The sequence below is a fragment of the Rhizobium mayense genome (assembly GCF_030272705.1).
Taxonomy (GTDB): domain Bacteria; phylum Pseudomonadota; class Alphaproteobacteria; order Rhizobiales; family Rhizobiaceae; genus Rhizobium; species Rhizobium mayense.
This window is the reverse complement of the sequence record NZ_JARFYM010000021.1, coordinates 64,166-80,451: the sequence shown is the minus strand read 5'-3', so window position 1 is coordinate 80,451 and position 16,286 is coordinate 64,166. Positions and strand designations below refer to the sequence as shown.

Below are 16,286 nucleotides of genomic sequence, written 5' to 3'. Positions count from 1 at the left end.
GGGGTTATTTTCATGCAGTCCGTTGCCAGATCCATTGCGCTTGCAGGGCTTCTCGGGCTTTCGGCGGGCTTTGCCCAAGCTGCCGATTCCACCATCAACGTCCTTTATGCGAACGACCGCACAACGGCCGAGGCGCACGAGGAGATCAAGACCCGCTTCGAGGCGGAAAATCCTGGTATCAAGATTAGATTCCTCGCACCCGCCGACAGCTACGAGACGGCAACCCAGAACATACTGCGCGGCGCGCTGATCGGCGATCTGCCGGACGTTCTCTTCCAGGGTCAGAATCTCATCCGCAGCCTGGTCGACCGCAATTTGGCCGTGCCGCTCAACGGCTTCATCGAGGCTGACGGCGGCGCCGACAAGCTCGGATATGACGCCGGCATGTTGCGCATCGGCACGCTGAAGAACAGCTATTATGCCATTCCCTTCGCAGTCTCGACCCCAATCATCTGCGTCAATGTCGACCTGCTGAAAGCCGCCGGCGTCGATCCGGACAAGTTCCCGGACAATTGGAACGATATGGTCGCACTCGGCAAGAAGCTCAACGACCCCGCGAAGGGTGTGACCGGCTTCTATTTCCAATGGGACATCACCGGCAACTGGATGTACCAGAGCCTCGATTTTTCCAATGGCGGCCAGATGTTGAGCGCGGATGAGAAGACCGCCACACTGGATAGTCCGGCCGGCGTCAAGGCGCTGCAGACGTTGGAAAGCTTCGCAAAGGCCGGCATGCCGAACCTCCCGTCGGCGCAGGCGCGGCCTGCTTTTGCGGCGGGCAAGATCGCGATCTTCGCCGATTCCAGCTCCAATCTCGGCAAGGCGACGGCCGCAATCGGCAAGAGCTTCACCTTCCGCACCTATCCCTTCCCATTGCAATCAGTCGATGGCCGCCTGCCCGCCGGTGGCAATGCCGCCATGATGCTGACCAAGGATGCCGAAAAGCAGAAAGCGGTCTGGAAATACATCAAGTTCGCGACCGGTCCGATCGGCCAGACTATCATGGCCCGCCACACCGGCTATTTCCCGAGCAACAGCATCGCCGTCAACACGCCGGATCTGCTTGGCGACTTCTACAAGTCCCAGCCGAACTACCAGACAAGCCTGAAGCAGATCCCGAGCCTGACCGGCTGGTATGCCTTTCCCGGCCCGAACGGCCTGAAGATCATCGACGTGATCAAGGGCCACCTCGAAGCCGTCGTAACCGGTAAGAAGACCGCAGCCGAGACCGCCGGCGCCATCAATCACGACGTACAGGCCCTGCTGCAATGACCACGACAGACACCGTACTCGCCAGCCCCTATGAGGGGCTGGCCTTCCACTACAACGATACCCGCCCAAGCTATCCGGTTGAGGCCATTGCGGATCTCTCCGGCACACGCGGCATCGTCGTCGATGTCGGTGCCGGGACCGGTATCTTCACCCGCCAGCTTGCAGGCCTCCTTCCCGAGGCAGACGTAGTCGGCATCGAGCCGAGCGCCGACATGCGCGGCATGGCGGAGGCGGCGTCCGGTCAGCTCGGCAATATCGCCTTCATGGCAGGTTCGGCCGAAAAGCTACCCTTCGCGGATGCAAGCGTTGCCGTCGTAACGGCCGCCACCGCGGTCCATTGGTTCAAACGGTCGGCCTTCTACGCGGAGGCCTTCCGCTGCCTCGGGGACAGCGGCCGCCTCGTCATTGTCCAAAACATCCGCCGATGGTGGGACAGCGAATGGCTCGGCGCCTATGAGGAACTGCACGAATCCATCGTTAACGGCTACAGGCGCGGCACCTTTCCGGCCTTCGACGGCCAATATCGCGCCCTTGATGTCGCGGCTGAACTTTCGACACATCAGTTGGCCTCCTCGATCGTGTTGCGCGATTTTGAATGGCGCACATTGCTTTCGAAGAAGGATTTCGTCAGCTTCAGCCTGTCTTCCACCATCACCCAGCGCGCGGTCGCGGCGATTGGCAAGGCTGCCTATCTCGATCAACTGGAACGCCTGCTGCAGGCCCACTCCCGAAACGGAACCGTCGAGATCGATTATGTGACCCGAGTGGTCATCGCCATGCGGGCCGAGCGCCCGGACCCCAGACGCTAATCTCTTTCGCTAGCAAAGGCATTCCCAATGCAAGACTCTCCCGATCAGCTTTGCATCATCCAGATTTCAGACCCGCATCTCGGCCGCCGCCGGCCCTTCTTCCAGCACAATTGGGAAGTGCTGGTCGAGCTGCTAAATGCGGCAACCTACGATCTCATCGTCTGCACCGGCGACATGTCGATCGAGGGTGCGGAATTCGAGGAAGAGCTCGCCTTTGCCGCCAAACAGTTCCAGCGGCTGCGCGGTCCGGTCGTCTTCGTGCCCGGCAACCATGATGTCGGCAACAGCAGGCCGGACGTGCGCGGCGGCGAGAGGCTGATCACCGCGGCCCGGCGGCAGGCCTATCTCAAGCATTTCGGGCCGGATTTCTGGTGCCGGGATATCGGCGAGAGCTGGAGGCTGCTCGGCCTCAATTCGATGCTGCCAGGAAGTGCTATCGAAGGCGAAGCCGAGCAGCTGGCCATGATCGAGGAAGCCGCAGCCACCGCCGCCGGGCGCCGCCTGATGGTCTTCAAGCACAAGCCGATCTATCTGGACAAACCGGACGAAGCGGTTGCCACCCAGAGCGCTCTATATCCAGAGCATCGCCAGCGGCTGAAAGGAGCCCTGTCGCCCGCCTGCGGCACAGTGATCTGCAGCGGCCATATCCACGACTACAAGACGGCGATCTGGGACGGACTGGAGCAGATCTGGGCACCTTCGACGGCCTTCGTCATAGATCGCGACGGCCTGCGCCACCCTGTTCGCGGGATAAAACGCACCGGCTATGTCGTTCACACGCTGATCGCAGCCGACCATACCCATGAATTTGTTGAGCCGCCCCATTTTCTGAACATCGATCTCGGAAACTGGATGCGTGCGCCCGAAACCTTTCATCACCTTTATCACACGGAACCGCTGCGCGGCCTCGAACTCGCCGAGAAATGAACCCGCAGCTCGGCGGGCGCAACTGCCCGCTTCACCCGTTTCGCGCTCTCTGAAGCTCAGCGCATCCAACTTGGGACCCGAACCTTCCGATAGCACATAGGAATGGATTCTCGTCCTTCCGCAGTCGCAGAGCCAGCTGATCTGCCCTCGCCACGTGGGGCTTCATTTCGCTAGGCCGGTAGCGGTCGACTGGGCTCCAGTTGGAGGCGATTGCATAGCGCGTCTTGTTTGAGCCGTCCGCCCGGCGAGAGCAAGGACGAGGATCACCACGACTCCCTGCACCATATCCTGAGCGCCGGGGGGCAATCCGAGAATCTGCATGGTCGTCACGATGAGAATGAGGAGCACCGAAGCCGACGCGGTACCAAGCGCCGTCGCCGAGCCACCAAAGATGAGGGTTCCGCCAAGCACGACGGCGGCGATGGACTGAAGCAGGTAGGGTTGTCCCATCTCGAGAAACGAGCCGCCAACATAGGCTCCAAGCAGAAGGCCGGTAAACGACGCGAGTACCGAGGAAATGAGAAATGTGGACGTGATGATCCAGCCGACCCGAATACCGGCAAGATGAGCCGCCGCCCGGCTTTGTCCAACGGCCGAGAGCTTGCGGCCGTAGGCGGCGTAACGAAGGACATAGGCCGCCACGCCCGCGCAAATTATCGCTATGATCGTCATGACGGGCATTCCAGCAATGCGCGCGCTGGCAATGTATTTCAGGGTTGGGCTGACGAGGAAGCCCGGAATTGCCTTGTTGGCGAGCAAGGTGCCCGTCGCCAGAACATAGCCCGTCGCCAGCGTTGCAATGATGGCCGGAATTCGCAGCACCACGACCAGGATCGCATTCACCAATCCGATCGCGAGCCCAAGGATCGCCGCGACCGCCAATCCCCAGACAAGATTTTGGTCCTCGCCGCGGATGACGATGAGGGCGAGATAGGCGTTGAGCGTAATGACCGATGCGACTGACAGGTCGATATTGCCCCTGCCGGTCGTAACGATGAACATCTGACCAAGACCGATTAGGGTCAGGAAGGACGCAGACAACACGATGCCGGACAGGTTGGAAACACTGAATCGACCCGTGGCAGTGGACAGAACGATCCACAGAATAAGAACTGCCAAGGCCGACCAGACCCACCGGTTTTTTTGTATGAACGTGTTCAGCCGGTTCATCTTTCACTCCTGCGATCAGCGACCATGCTTCGAAATGCAAGAAGCAGTATGAGGACGATGCCTTGGGTTGCCGCATTGTAGTCACTCGACACGTTGAGAACGCCGAGCAACGCGCCGATCAGGGATAAGGTCACCGCTCCCGCCACCACTCCGGCCGGCGATATGATACCGCCTATGAGGCTGGATCCCCCCATGACGACGGCGGCGACGCTGAGAAGCGTGTAGGAATTTCCGGAATTGATGTCGCTCGCGGTGTTGATCGCCGTCAGCGAAAGCCCGGCCGCCGCGGCAAACAGCCCGGAAATGAGATAGCGCACCAGTGCATAGTTGACCGATCTCCAACCGGATTTCGCCATCGCGTTGGCATTGGCGCCGAAGCCACGCAGCACGACACCCAGTGGCGTCCGGTCAATCAGGACGGCAATCAGGCCGACGCCGACAATCAATATCACCGATGTCGGCAGGCCCGCGAGCGACCATCCGAAGAGGGAACTCAGCCAATCCGGGCTCGATCCGCCGGGCGTAGGCTGAACGGAATAGCCGATGCCGAGCCAAATGAAAGATGCCCCCAGCGTGACGACGATTGCCGGGATTTTTCGTGCTGTGATGAGAACGCCAAGCGCCGCATAGGCCGCCAGGGCGGCAATGATTGCAAGCGCTCCATAGGCCGGTTGGTCATAGAGTAGTGTTGCGCTCAAGACGCTGATCAAGCCGGCGAAGGTTCCGACCCCAAGGTCGATCTCGCTGCCGCCGACGACGAACATCTGGGCGATCGCGACCAGAACCAGGGAAAGCGCCGGCATCAAGAGAAGATCCAGACCGAAAACCGAGAAAACTGCGGGGTTCATCGCAACCATTACGGAAAGTACCACTGCCAAGCTCACGAAGGATGCGCTCTGAACGGCCCATCGTGCGTAACGGGCGTGCTTGGCTTTTTCCTCGTTTGCTTCGGTTCCCGAAGCGGCCTGATGAACGAATGACGCGGCGACCATTGCTTCCTCGGTGATTTCTTCACCGACAAGCTCCTGGACAATACGGCCTCCAGAGAAGACGAGTACCCTGTCGGCGGTCTGAAGCTCGGCCTCCTCGGTCGAAAGCCAGACAAGAGTTCTGCCTTCGGCAGCGATCTCGCTGCAAATGCGATAGAAGTCTTGCTTGGTTGCGATGTCGACGCCACGCGTTGGATCGTCAAGAAGGATGACGGGCGCATCGTCGACAAGCGCGCGCGCCACAAGTGCCTTTTGCTGATTGCCGCCGCTGAGTTCCAATATGTTGGAATCGAACCGGTTGCGTGCGAGCCGCAGGTCGTCGGCCGGACCTTCCGCGGCCGAGCGTTCCGCGCTTTCGGAAATGAAAGCGAACGAACCGAGTGCGGCAATCCTGCTTATGCTGATGTTAGACAGCACGCTCCATTGGGAGAAGATGCCTTCCCTGGGACGGTCGCCGGCGATGTAGCCGATCTTCTGCTGATGCTCGACACCGGATTTTGCAAAGCGTCGGCTTAAAAAGATCGCTTCCAGCAGTTCCTTTTGACCGCTCCCTTCCAGGCCGGCCAGCCCGACGATCTCTCCGCGACATATGGCAATCTCGTTCTCCCGTCCCGCGGTAAATTTCCCGCCGATCCTTATGATTTCCTCTGCAGTAGAGGCGGTGGCAGACGTGCCATGCGCCGCGAGCGCGTTCACGTTGCCACCCATGAGCTGAACGAGCTTTTCTATCGACGCTTCCGATGCCGCGCCGTTCCAGACCATCTGGCCATTGCGCAGGACCGCGACCTTTGTCGCTATATCAATGACCTCCTGGAGCTTGTGGCTGATGAAGATGAAAGCGACGCCTTCAGCCGACCGTCGACGAATATAGGCCCGCAATTGCCGCGAACGATCCTGATCGAGCGATGAAGTCGGCTCGTCGAGAACCACCAAGCGCACCCCTGGCACTGCTGCGGCCCGAGCGATTTCGACAATCTGCCTTTCGCCGATCGTCAGATTGGCAACGCCGGAATCGACATCGATCGCCGATCCCGGAAAAACCGCATCAAGGGCAGCACGCGCCTGATCGCGATAGCGCGACCGCCATCCCGGAAGGAACTTTGCGCCCTGAGGAAGCTCGAGGAAGAAATTCTCTGCCACGGACAGGTTGCCGCAAAGCGAAAGTTCCTGATGCACCATGCGGATGCCGAGCGCCTGCGCTTCGGCAGGACCGTATTCGGTGGTTCGAATTTCCGCCCCGGAAAAAGCGATCACTCCACTGTCCTGCGATGTCCCTCCGCAGAGAATCTTCATCAGTGTCGACTTGCCCGCGCCATTTCCGCCGACGAGCCCGATAACCTCGCCGGGATCGATGGACAGGCTGATGCCGGAGTTCGCAATGGTCGAACCGTAGGACTTTACGATGTCTTTCAGCGATACAAGGCATGCGACTCCGTCTTCCTTTGTCGCCGCTTCAAATGCATGAGGGTTGAATTTCATGGGAGTGTTTCGCACCCTTCAACTACGATCCGGCGTCTAGGCAATGACCGGGATGGCAAGGCAAAAGGCTTGCCATCCCGGTCGGGGTCTCACTTGCTCAGGAGGTTCGCCTTCACCCATTCCGGCGAATATGTCGGGCTGATGATCTGTCCGCCCGGCAGTTTTGCATATTCTGCGAGGTTTTTTTCATCCACCGTCGCGACCGGCATGATCATCATCTTCGGCGCCTTGGCGCCTTCAGCAAGCGCAAGACCAAGCCAGAATGCCGCGCCGCCAATGCCTGGCGTGGTGTTCATCGAGATTGTTTTGTAACCGTTCTTCTGGCTCTGATTGGCCCACCATTTGACGAAATCGGTACCGCCGCCGCCTTCGATGATCGGCATGTGGTTCGCATATTGACCGCCGAACTGTTCGAAGGCTTGCGCGATGCCGACATCGTCCGAGCCACCCTGACCAAGGACAGCATCAACACGCGGCAAACTGGGAAGAACGTTTGTGATAGCGGCCTGTGCAACAGACGCCGTCGCCTGCCCATAGACGGTCGCAACAACCTTGATGTCCGGATATTTCTTGAGCACCGACATCTGGGAATTGTACATGTCATTGTCGGGAGCGGAGCCCTTTACACCCCGAACCTGGATGATGTTGCCCTTCCCGCCGAGCATCTTGATAACGGCTTCCGCCTGCTGGGCCTTGTAGCCCTTGAAGTCGAAATTCAGCTGATAATTGCACGGAGCCGAAGCGACGGAATCGAACGAGATCACGATGATCCCGGCCTTGCACGCTTTCTCGATGACGCCATTGACCGCCGTTTCCGAGGCAGCATCGACAGCAAGTACCTTCACGCCCTTCAAAATGAGTTCGCCGATCTGACTGCTTTGCTGTGCAACCGAGCCATCGCCGTTGACGACAATATAGTCGGCGATCTTGCCGTCCGCTTTTGCCTGTTTGGCAGCGGCCTCGAAAGCGTCCACCATCTGATGACGCCAGGTATTGCCGTAATAGGCGTTAGAAAGAGCAATAACAGGCTTGTCGGCGGCCTGGGCGGGCGTCGCAAGCCACGAACCCATGACGCTCCCGGCCAGGATCAATGCAATCGATTTCTTCATGATTTCTCTCCTCCAGAGACACGGCGAGCTTCTCCATAGCTAGACACCGTGTGGTTATCACATTATACCAGTATACCAATATAGCAAGTGGAGGCCCTGGACCGGATACGGCTCCTGTGGAAAGTGAGGAGGCCAGTTGGGAGGTCAGCAAGACGACATTGGGTTCGAGGCTCTCGATGAACGCTTCGAGGCTCTCTTTGCCCCGCATATCAAGGTCGAAAGACTGTGGACGGGCGCTCGCTGGTGCGAGGGGCCGGCGTGGTTTGCGGCAGGGCGGTATCTGATCTGGTCGGATATCCCCAACGACCGGATGATGCGCTGGGATGAGACCGACGGCTCCGTGTCGGTTTTCCGCGCCCCGTCCAACAACGCCAACGGTAACACGGTGGATTGGCAGGGCCGTCTCGTCACCTGCGAACACCTGACCCGACGGGTGACACGGACCGAACATGACGGGTCGATCACGGTGCTGGCGGACATGTTCGAGGGCAAGCGTCTGAATTCTCCAAACGATGTGATCGTTCGGTCGGATGGATCGATTTGGTTCAGCGATCCATCCTACGGCATCATCACCGACTATGAGGGGCTCGTCCAGAGCCGCGAACTCGACGGATGCCACGTTTATCGGATTGATCCGCTGACGGGGCGCCTGCAGCAAATGACCGACGACTTTGTCCAGCCGAATGGACTTGCATTTTCTTCTGACGAGAAAACCCTGTTCATCGCCGATACAGGGGCGACGCACCTGCGCAATGGTCCCAGACATATTCGCCGGTTCGCTCTCGGCGACGACGGACGTCTTCATGGGGGAGACGTCTTTGCAACGTCGACGTCCGGAATCCACGACGGGTTCCGGCTCGATCGCGAGGGCAGGGTATGGGCAAGCGCATTTGATGGTGTGCATTGCTACGATCCCGATGGCACGCTGATCGGTAAAATTCGGATCCCCGAAATCGTCGGGAATCTGACTTTCGGTGGGCGCCACAGGAACAGGCTGTTCATCTGCGGAACCAGCTCAATCTATTCCGTCTTCGTCTTCACCTCTGGTCTGGCGATGGGCTAGCGGCACCGTCAGCGTCCGCCACTGTGCTGCCAGCTGCTCGTGACATTTCCGACCGCGCCGGCAGCGGGTTTGCCAGGAACAACAGAGACTGCGAGAGCGCCACGCGCAGTTCCCCCAAATCCTTGGCGCGGGAGCGCCGTTCTGGATCGGCGCGCCCCGGGCGCTCGAGCCGCAGCGGCAGCTCGATGCTGAGCGGCAGCGTTTCGGGGATCGCAGCGAGGTACGAGCAAAGATCGACATTGCCTGAGCCGAGCGGGCAGAAGCTCCATCCCTCCCGGCTCGCGCGAACGTCCTTGAGATGCCCATGAGCGATGACGGACGCGGCAACCCGCCAGTCGGGCTCGGGCTGACGAGCTTCGCGGCTATAGGTGAAGACATTCGCGGTATCGTGGTTGAGCCGCACCATCTCCGTCCCGACCTCGCCGATCAGCGTCTGTCCCTCGGCAGCACTTCCAATCAGGTCATTGCTCCCATGCCCGGGATTTTCAAGCGCGAGCAGACCGCCCCAGCGCTCCAGGCGCGGCAAGAGCGCTCGGATCGTTGCCAGGATCCTGTGGCGGGCGACGATCGACCCGGCGTTTGTGATGAGAACCCGCGCGCCCACATCCTGCGCAAAGCCGATCCGCCGGTCGAGCATGGAGCCGGCGTCATCAGAAGCCAGGTCCATATGAGCGGAGACTGTGTGAACAGCGAGCCCGGACGCCTCGACCGCCGCCCGAAATCTTCGGGCTGAACCGCCGGTGAACGTCGTTTCGTCGAATTCGACATAACCCTTGATGAAGGCAGGCTCGACATAAGCTGCGCCGGAGCGCGCGATCTCCTCGATAGACGTCCCCATCGGATAGCCATCGAAGAGCACCGTCGAAATCGAGACGATCCGCTTGTCTTTTCCCGGTTCAGCTGCCTTTGCCATAGACAATCAGTTCCGAGGCTTCCCTGACCTTTGCCGGAGTAAGCGCTTCGCGCCAGTCGTCTTTGACAACGACCCCCTTGGCGAAGCGCATCAGCCTCAGGGCTGCATCCGACGGCACTTTCGGCGAATAACCGAACCACATGGCAATCTCGACATTCAGGTGGCCGATGAGAAAATCGAGCGCCGCCTTGCGGGGAATGCCGTATTTTCGTTCGCACTCTTCGACGGCCTCCACCATGGTGTCGACGAAGGGCATCGCCACCATCTCCGACAGGCCGGGCTCGAGGATGGCCAATTGCTCCACGGTTACGCGATGGCAGTCGATGATGGGCGACCACATGGCGCGGCAGATTGCCTCGCCACGCGCATAATCTTGTTCCGGCCCCTGCATGAGCGCGCAGACGATTGATTGCTTGGCGATGCCGCCGTGATAATCGCGGCGGGCCGTCCATTCCGTCTCATCACCGAACAGTGGCGGGTGGCAGGGGTGACCGACGAAGTAGGTGAGGTCGGGGCGATCGCCGGGCAGGTCCCCGGCATAAGGTGCTGCTGCATCGAGTATGATCAGCATGCTGCCGGCGCTCAAGCTCGGCGTGATCTGTCGGGCAACCTTGCCGATGATATTGTCGGGAAGCGCCATGACGACGACATTAGCACCCGGTACACCCTTATCCATCCCAACGGGATCTATGCCTGCTTCAGCGAGCCTTTCGCGGCCGAGATCGCCGATTTCGACAGCGCGGACGTCGTAGCCGGCCTCGACCAGCTTCTTCGTCACGCGAAGGCCCATTTTTCCCCCGGCGCCCAGCACCGCAACTGACATTGCCATTCTATTCCTCCCATTTTACGCCGCGCCAGCGGGCGCATCGAAGCGTTACGTCAGCCCCCGAACGATGCGAGGGCTATCTCGAATTCGGGATGCGACCCTGCATATTCGGCAGTCGAATTGCCGGCCGCTGCAGCGTCAAAGGCTTGGCGCAGGCTCTCGAAGCGGCGTTCGACGCCGGCAGGAGGCATGCCGCTCCGGTATTTCGAGATTCGACGACAAATGCACCTGAGCACAGCGGGAGCGCGCTCGGCGCGATGATTTCGGCGGGGATGAGAGCGGCAGAGCTTCCCCATCGACCTCTCCATGGGGTCCGATGCTTTCAACGCGAGCGCCAAATTGAGCGATCAGCGCCGGCGTTTTCATATCGAGCGCTCGGAACGTGCCGCTCGATTGCTCGCGAGCAATAGCCGCCGCAGCGTCCGGAAGCGGACAGCACGTCTCGATCAGATAGGTTGCATGAATGCGGCTCGGCATGACCTGGCCCTACGCTCATTTCGTATAGGGTTAGCATCAAACAGAGATGATGTCATCATATGAGTTTTGGAGACGGCGTAACTATTCCGGCGGATTAGCGATATATTGCGTGTAAAGCTCGCTGGCCCGGCCGATGTGGTCCTCCATGGCCTTGCCCGCCGCCTCAGCGTCGCCGTTTACAATAGCCTTGAAGATCCGCTCGTGTTCTTCGATCGTCAGGCGCTCCGCGCCTTTCACCGACACGAGGTCCCGCTTGAAGCGTGACAGCCAGTCAAGCATTCCCTTGGAGACAGCGGCGATCATCGAGTTGCCGCTCATCTCGGCGATGAGGGCATGAAACTGCATGTCGGCGGCCACGAAGCGGAGATTGTTGCCGCGTGCCTCTCTCAGTTCGCGCAAGGCCTCGGCCAGCCTGTCGAGGTCGCGCGCCGTTGCCCGCCGTGTTGCCACTCTGACAAGGCCAGTTTCCAGCAGAAGCCGGATTTCCTTGAGTTCTTCCAGACCACGCGGGTTGGTCGACAGCATCATGATCATTGCGGCTGAGATCTGGGCCACGATCACGTCCGGCGTCGGATTGATGACACGGGCGCGCTCGCCATGCGAAATCCGGATCAGCCCCATCTGCTGCAGCGCCTGCATCGCCTCGCGAATGGCCGGTCGACCAACACCAATCATCCCCATCAGTTCTTTTTCGGAGGGCAACTGCGAACCAGGCGGAAACTCCGAAGTCGATATCGCGGACATGATGCGTTCCAAGACGTCGATATAAAGCTTCTTCTTTTGTACGGGCTCCATCACACTTCTCCGCCGCGGTCTTACAGTCAACTATCTTATATGATGATGTAATGTGAATATCGAGATCACTCTGATGTGTCGAGAGCTGACCGCCGGTTCCAGTCGCGGACCGGGGCCAGAAGAAGAGGTCGCTACGTCCGATCATGTGATGATTTGCATGCTCCGGCTGGAGGCCCTTCGGCCTCGATTGCTGACCCCAGATGAAAGACGAGGAACAGTTTAGTTGCGAATACTGCTGGATCGGATCAGCAGTTCATGCTCAAGGATCGTGATATCGTTCGGCGTATCTTCCTCGATCAGCGCGCGCAGTTTCCACACTGATTTTTCCGCCATTTCTCGGCGCGGGAGGCGGACGGTTGTGAGCGGTGGGTCGAGAACGGCGGAGAAGCTCAAATCGTCGAAGCCTGCGACCGCTATGTCGTTCGGTACACGCAGACCTCGTTCCTTGAGGCCGGCGATCAAGCCATACGCAGATTCATCGTTGGAGCAGAAGATGGCATCGGGCAACGCGGTGCTTCGACCGAGTTCCGCACCGGCCCGCCGCCCGTCGTTGATCAAAAAGCCAGCCGAAACGTAGAGATCGGACCCTGCGTCCAATCCATGATCTGAAAGCGCCTTTTCCCAGCCACGCTTACGGGCGATCGCAACGATCTCCTTTGGTGGGCCGCCGAGGTGAGCAATCCGCCGGTAGCCTTGTCTGGCAAGATGATCGACCACATCGTAGGCGGCCTTCTCTTCGTCGATCTGCACCCCCGAGATTCCGTCGGGACGCGGCGTCGGGCTCAGTGTCCGCACGATCGGCAATCGCGCACCGGCTGAAATGCGTTCCAGAAGCTTGGGAGGGCAGTAATTTGCCGTAAGCAGGACGCCGTCGAGACCACCTGCCAGAAGCTCGTCGACATAACGGTCGGAGCGATGTGGATCGATGGCGGTGTGGGCGATCATGATATCGTAGCCGCAATCATAGGCGGCGCGATCGATATGCATGAGCAGATCAGGAAAATTTGGGTTTGCAAGGTTGGGTATGAGCACCAGCATCACCTTACTGCGTTTCAGCCGCAGCGATCTCGCATGGCGGTTGACGGCATAACCCGCTTCCTTCGCAGCCTGCGCGACGCGTAGGCGCGTTTCCTCCGTTATGGGCGGCAAGCCAGCCAGCGCACGGCTGACCGTCGCGGCAGAGACGCCGGCGATGCGCGCGATATCCGCCATCGTCGGGCTTCGAGCCAGCCTGTTATCTTCCGCCTTGCGCTTGGGCATAGTTTTTCCACGATCGGGTCTTTCTGATCACATGAATATGCGATGACGGGCTTGCACGCAATCGATTGCGCTGTTAGGTTCGCGCAATCGATTGCGTGAATTGCCAGCCATGCGGGAGTCGTGGTTGGCATAGGGAGGAGCCTCATGCCGCCGATACTTTCGATTCAGCTTTATTCGCTCCGCAATCTCGGTGGGCTTGACGCGCAGCTTGATGCCGCCACCCAGGCTGGTTTCACCGCGGTCGAGACCATTGGCAGCCATCTCAATGATCCCAAGGCTTTGAAGGCAGCGCTGGAGCGCCGTCAGCTCCGCGCACCGAGCGGCCATGTCGGCATGACGATGCTTCGCAGCGAGCTGCAGCGCACAGCCGATGCCGCCATTGAGGCGGGAATCAGCCAGCTTTTCATGCCCGCGCTGCCGCCAGAAGAACGCGGCGGGGATGCGGATGCGTGGCGCCGCGTCGGCGCCGAGCTCGGTGAGATGGCGGTACGGCTGAAGGAGAGAGGTATCGAGCTCGGCTACCACAACCATAATTGGGAGATGACGCCGTTCGAGAATGGCGAGTATCCCCTTGATTGTCTTTTCAAAGGTGCCGACGGCAGTCCGCTCACCTGGCAAGCGGACATCGCCTGGATCGCGCGCGGCGGTGAAGAGCCTAAGACATGGCTTGCAAAATATGCCCCCTTGCTCGTCTCGGCACATGTGAAGGATCAGGCGCCGGCGGGTCAAAATGAAGATGAGGACGGCTGGTGCGATGTCGGCGCTGGCATATTGCCTTGGCGCGAGCTGTGGGAGACGGCTCATTCACATGGCGCCAGGCTGATGGTCGTCGAGCACGACAATCCCAAGGATCCGGCTGGTTTCGCTGCCCGGAGTTTCGCCTATCTCAAGGAGCTTCGATAGCCGCGGCATGGGACAGCCAAGGCAGATCGATTTCGTTCAACAGGGGAGGAGCCGCAAATGAACGAGACATCGGGTAGCATGACAATGAACCGCCGGTCATTCCTTGCGGCCTCTGCCGCGGCCTTCGCGGCCTCTGCCGCAGGCAAGGCTTTTGCCGCTGACGATACGCTGACCTTCTGGGACATGGTCTGGGGAACGGGAGCCGGTTATACGGCGGCCGCCAAAGAACTCACCGGAAAATACACACCTGCCGGCGGCGCGCTCGGCGTTCGCTACCAGTCGATTCCCTGGGCCAACTGGTACCAGACTTTCACCTCGGCTGCTGCCTCCCGCACGACGCCCGCCGTCAGCTCCGGCGCAGCTTTCCTGCCCTTCTATTTCCTCGATCAGGGTGTTGCCGCGCCGGCGGATAATCTGGTGGGCAAGCTGCAGAAGGACGGCAAGAATGATTTCCTGCCCGGACTTCTGGCCGCGATGAAAACCGACGGCGGCTACGCCGCTGTGCCATGGTCCATGGACCTGCGTGTCATCTGGTATCGCAAGTCCCTGCTTGAAAAGGCAGGCGCCGAGCCGCCGACCGATTGGGACAGCTACATCAAGGCTGGCGAAGCGCTGAAAAAGATCGGCCTCGTCGGACTTGGCCTTGCAGCCGGCAGCACGACGACCGATGCCCAGCATACTGTCTCGGCATTGATGATCAACAATGGTGGCGGCTTCTTCGCACCAGACGGCTCGCTGAACTGTGTGACCGACCGCAATATGGAGACGCTCGATTTCATCAACGAGCTGGTCCAGAAGGGAATTATCGACCCCTATGCGGCGAGCTATACCTCCGACAATCTACTGAGCGACTGGAAATCCGGACGCGTCGCCATGGGCTTCGGCCAGACGGGTCTCGACAAGACTGTTCCGAAGGAAATCCAATCCGATGTGGTCGTGGCGCATCCGATCAAGGCGCGACACGGCGATCTGGGCACGGTCTATTACATCAATTCGCTCTGGATGTTCACGACGACGCCCTCGCAGGAATCGTCCGAGGCATTCCTCGAATGGTACCTCGACAATATGCATACTTATTGGACGAGCGGCGTTGCGATCGACTTGCCGGTCAAGAAAAGCATTGCCGACCTGCCGGTTATCCAGAGCAATCCAAACCTTGTCATCTCGATCAACGAATGGCAGCCGGTCGGCAAGACGATCGGTGCGCAGGCGCCACATGCTTTCGCGGCGCTGAACGCCGTGGACGGCGGTGCCGCCAGCGCGGCCTTCGTCCAGCAGATCATCCAGGGCAAGACCAAATCGAAGGATATGCTGGAAACCCTCGAAACCGCGCTGAAGAAAGTCGTGCAATAGCCATGTCGCAGGTTCAGGCATTGTCGGCAGGTAGGCGGGCGGCGACCGCGCCCAAAGGGCGCCGCTCGACCGCCGATAAAGGGCGCAGACTGACAATGACCAGTCTCGCCATGCCTTCGATCCTGCTAATGGCGCTGATCAATGCCTATCCGCTCGGCTTTGCCTTCGCGCAGTCGCTGCACAATGGCGGCTTGCTGCGCTTCGGCAGGTTCATCGGGCTGCAGAACTATATCAATGTGCTGACGGACCCGGCTTTCTGGCAGGCAGCGTCGTTCACGCTGCTCTTCACTGTCTGCGGCGTATTCGGTAGCTGGCTGGTTGGCTTCGGGCTAGCGATCCTGTTGAAGCCGCAGTTTCCCGGGCGAAATCTGTTCAAGGTGTTGCTGCTTCTCCCATGGATCGTGCCGATCGTCGTCACCTCGATGAGCTGGAACTGGCTGGTGGCGACGCCGCGCAGCCTTCTGCCGCAGCTCGCCGAGACCCTGGGCATGGGCCAAGTGCTGTTCCTGGCTGATCCGACGATGGCGATAGTCACCGTCTGCCTCTTCAAGATCTGGATCAGCTATCCCTTCATGATGATGATGGGAGCCGCAGCCCTGGAGAGCATCGACAACAGCGTCTACGAGGCTGCTACGCTGGATGGGGCAATCGCGCGCCAGCAGATCCGCTATATCGTCCTGCCGATGACGGCGCGGTCGACCTATATCAGCTGGATCCTGATGACGATGTTCTCGGTCAACGACTTCGCCACCATCTACCTGATGACCGGTGGCGGCCCCGTGAATGCGACGACGTCGCTGATCGTCCTCGCATATCGATCCGTATTTCAGGATTTCCTTCCCGGCTATGGTGTTGCGATTTCCTTCCTGATGACAATCGTCTTGGTGGCGCTTTCGCTTCTGCTGTTCCGGCAGGTGCGCAAGGCCAATATCTAGGGGGAC

The 16,286-nt window shown here is 59.8% G+C and carries 14 protein-coding genes; 7 read left to right on the top strand and 7 right to left on the bottom strand.

The window, feature by feature from the left end; genetic code table 11:
- Positions 1–12 precede the first annotated feature (12 nt).
- From PY649_RS22455 to PY649_RS22445, 3 genes are read left to right on the top strand one after another with little or no spacing between them, the layout of a single operon-like run.
- On the top strand, positions 13–1,272 hold the full coding sequence (locus PY649_RS22455; protein WP_285870921.1) for an ABC transporter substrate-binding protein: 1,260 nt from the start codon (positions 13–15) through the stop codon (positions 1,270–1,272).
- On the top strand, positions 1,269–2,081 hold the full coding sequence (locus PY649_RS22450; RefSeq protein ID WP_285870919.1) for a class I SAM-dependent methyltransferase: 813 nt from the start codon (positions 1,269–1,271) through the stop codon (positions 2,079–2,081). The genes PY649_RS22455 and PY649_RS22450 overlap by 4 nt, the downstream gene beginning before the upstream one ends.
- A gap of 27 nt (positions 2,082–2,108) precedes the next feature.
- Positions 2,109–3,008: a metallophosphoesterase family protein gene (locus PY649_RS22445; protein ID WP_285870917.1), complete on the top strand. Its 900-nt coding sequence runs from the start codon at positions 2,109–2,111 to the stop codon at positions 3,006–3,008.
- A 162-nt stretch (positions 3,009–3,170) separates the two neighbouring features.
- On the opposite strand, the gene PY649_RS22440 is transcribed toward PY649_RS22445, so the two are convergent.
- The 3 genes from PY649_RS22440 to PY649_RS22430 form a co-directional block, all read right to left on the bottom strand.
- Positions 3,171–4,178 carry an ABC transporter permease gene (locus PY649_RS22440; RefSeq protein WP_285870914.1) on the bottom strand — a complete coding sequence of 336 codons (1,008 nt, stop codon included), beginning with the start codon at positions 4,176–4,178 and terminating at the stop codon, positions 3,171–3,173.
- Positions 4,175–6,646: an ATP-binding cassette domain-containing protein gene (locus PY649_RS22435; protein WP_285870913.1), complete on the bottom strand. Its 2,472-nt coding sequence runs from the start codon at positions 6,644–6,646 to the stop codon at positions 4,175–4,177. Before PY649_RS22435 ends, PY649_RS22440 begins: the two co-directional genes overlap by 4 nt.
- A gap of 89 nt (positions 6,647–6,735) precedes the next feature.
- A complete protein-coding gene (locus PY649_RS22430) occupies positions 6,736–7,755 on the bottom strand; it encodes an ABC transporter substrate-binding protein (RefSeq protein ID WP_285870912.1) in 1,020 nt (339 codons plus the stop codon).
- A gap of 136 nt (positions 7,756–7,891) precedes the next feature.
- Between PY649_RS22430 and PY649_RS22425 the strand changes: the two genes are divergently transcribed.
- A complete protein-coding gene (locus PY649_RS22425) occupies positions 7,892–8,818 on the top strand; it encodes an SMP-30/gluconolactonase/LRE family protein (protein ID WP_285870911.1) in 927 nt (308 codons plus the stop codon).
- On the opposite strand, the gene PY649_RS22420 is transcribed toward PY649_RS22425, so the two are convergent.
- The 4 genes from PY649_RS22420 to PY649_RS22405 all read right to left on the bottom strand — a co-directional run bounded on the left by PY649_RS22420 (position 8,793) and on the right by PY649_RS22405 (position 13,089).
- Positions 8,793–9,731: a sugar phosphate isomerase/epimerase family protein gene (locus tag PY649_RS22420; RefSeq protein ID WP_285870910.1), complete on the bottom strand. Its 939-nt coding sequence runs from the start codon at positions 9,729–9,731 to the stop codon at positions 8,793–8,795. The two genes, PY649_RS22425 and PY649_RS22420, sit on opposite strands and share 26 nt — an antisense overlap.
- Positions 9,715–10,560, bottom strand: a complete 846-nt coding sequence (locus tag PY649_RS22415) for a phosphogluconate dehydrogenase C-terminal domain-containing protein (protein ID WP_285870909.1) — start codon at positions 10,558–10,560, stop codon at positions 9,715–9,717. The genes PY649_RS22420 and PY649_RS22415 overlap by 17 nt, the downstream gene beginning before the upstream one ends.
- Before the next feature lie 555 nt (positions 10,561–11,115).
- A complete protein-coding gene (nanR, locus tag PY649_RS22410) occupies positions 11,116–11,829 on the bottom strand; it encodes a transcriptional regulator NanR (RefSeq protein ID WP_285870908.1) in 714 nt (237 codons plus the stop codon).
- A gap of 219 nt (positions 11,830–12,048) precedes the next feature.
- Positions 12,049–13,089, bottom strand: a complete 1,041-nt coding sequence (locus PY649_RS22405; RefSeq protein ID WP_285870907.1) for a LacI family DNA-binding transcriptional regulator — start codon at positions 13,087–13,089, stop codon at positions 12,049–12,051.
- 144 nt (positions 13,090–13,233) lie between these two features.
- Between PY649_RS22405 and PY649_RS22400 the strand changes: the two genes are divergently transcribed.
- From PY649_RS22400 to PY649_RS22390, 3 genes are all read left to right on the top strand, one after another.
- A complete protein-coding gene (locus PY649_RS22400; protein ID WP_285870905.1) occupies positions 13,234–13,992 on the top strand; it encodes a sugar phosphate isomerase/epimerase family protein in 759 nt (252 codons plus the stop codon).
- 57 nt (positions 13,993–14,049) lie between these two features.
- Positions 14,050–15,345 carry an ABC transporter substrate-binding protein gene (locus PY649_RS22395; protein ID WP_285870904.1) on the top strand — a complete coding sequence of 432 codons (1,296 nt, stop codon included), beginning with the start codon at positions 14,050–14,052 and terminating at the stop codon, positions 15,343–15,345.
- A 95-nt stretch (positions 15,346–15,440) separates the two neighbouring features.
- Positions 15,441–16,280 (top strand): carbohydrate ABC transporter permease, encoded by an 840-nt coding sequence (locus PY649_RS22390; RefSeq protein ID WP_285870903.1) that lies wholly within the window; start codon positions 15,441–15,443, stop codon positions 16,278–16,280.
- Positions 16,281–16,286 lie beyond the last annotated feature (6 nt).

Bases quoted from the DNA above. Each gene is read 5' to 3' on its own strand.
- PY649_RS22455 (WP_285870921.1), top strand. From the start codon at position 13: ATGCAGTCCGTTGCCAGATCCATTGCGCTTGCAGGGCTTCTCGGGCTT.
- PY649_RS22450 (WP_285870919.1), top strand. From the start codon at position 1,269: ATGACCACGACAGACACCGTACTCGCCAGCCCCTATGAGGGGCTGGCC.
- PY649_RS22445 (WP_285870917.1), top strand. From the start codon at position 2,109: ATGCAAGACTCTCCCGATCAGCTTTGCATCATCCAGATTTCAGACCCG.
- PY649_RS22440 (WP_285870914.1), bottom strand. From the start codon at position 4,178: ATGAACCGGCTGAACACGTTCATACAAAAAAACCGGTGGGTCTGGTCG.
- PY649_RS22435 (WP_285870913.1), bottom strand. From the start codon at position 6,646: ATGAAATTCAACCCTCATGCATTTGAAGCGGCGACAAAGGAAGACGGA.
- PY649_RS22430 (WP_285870912.1), bottom strand. From the start codon at position 7,755: ATGAAGAAATCGATTGCATTGATCCTGGCCGGGAGCGTCATGGGTTCG.
- PY649_RS22420 (WP_285870910.1), bottom strand. From the start codon at position 9,731: ATGGCAAAGGCAGCTGAACCGGGAAAAGACAAGCGGATCGTCTCGATT.
- PY649_RS22415 (WP_285870909.1), bottom strand. From the start codon at position 10,560: ATGGCAATGTCAGTTGCGGTGCTGGGCGCCGGGGGAAAAATGGGCCTT.
- nanR (WP_285870908.1), bottom strand. From the start codon at position 11,829: ATGGAGCCCGTACAAAAGAAGAAGCTTTATATCGACGTCTTGGAACGC.
- PY649_RS22405 (WP_285870907.1), bottom strand. From the start codon at position 13,089: ATGCCCAAGCGCAAGGCGGAAGATAACAGGCTGGCTCGAAGCCCGACG.
- PY649_RS22400 (WP_285870905.1), top strand. From the start codon at position 13,234: ATGCCGCCGATACTTTCGATTCAGCTTTATTCGCTCCGCAATCTCGGT.
- PY649_RS22395 (WP_285870904.1), top strand. From the start codon at position 14,050: ATGAACGAGACATCGGGTAGCATGACAATGAACCGCCGGTCATTCCTT.
- PY649_RS22390 (WP_285870903.1), top strand. From the start codon at position 15,441: ATGACCAGTCTCGCCATGCCTTCGATCCTGCTAATGGCGCTGATCAAT.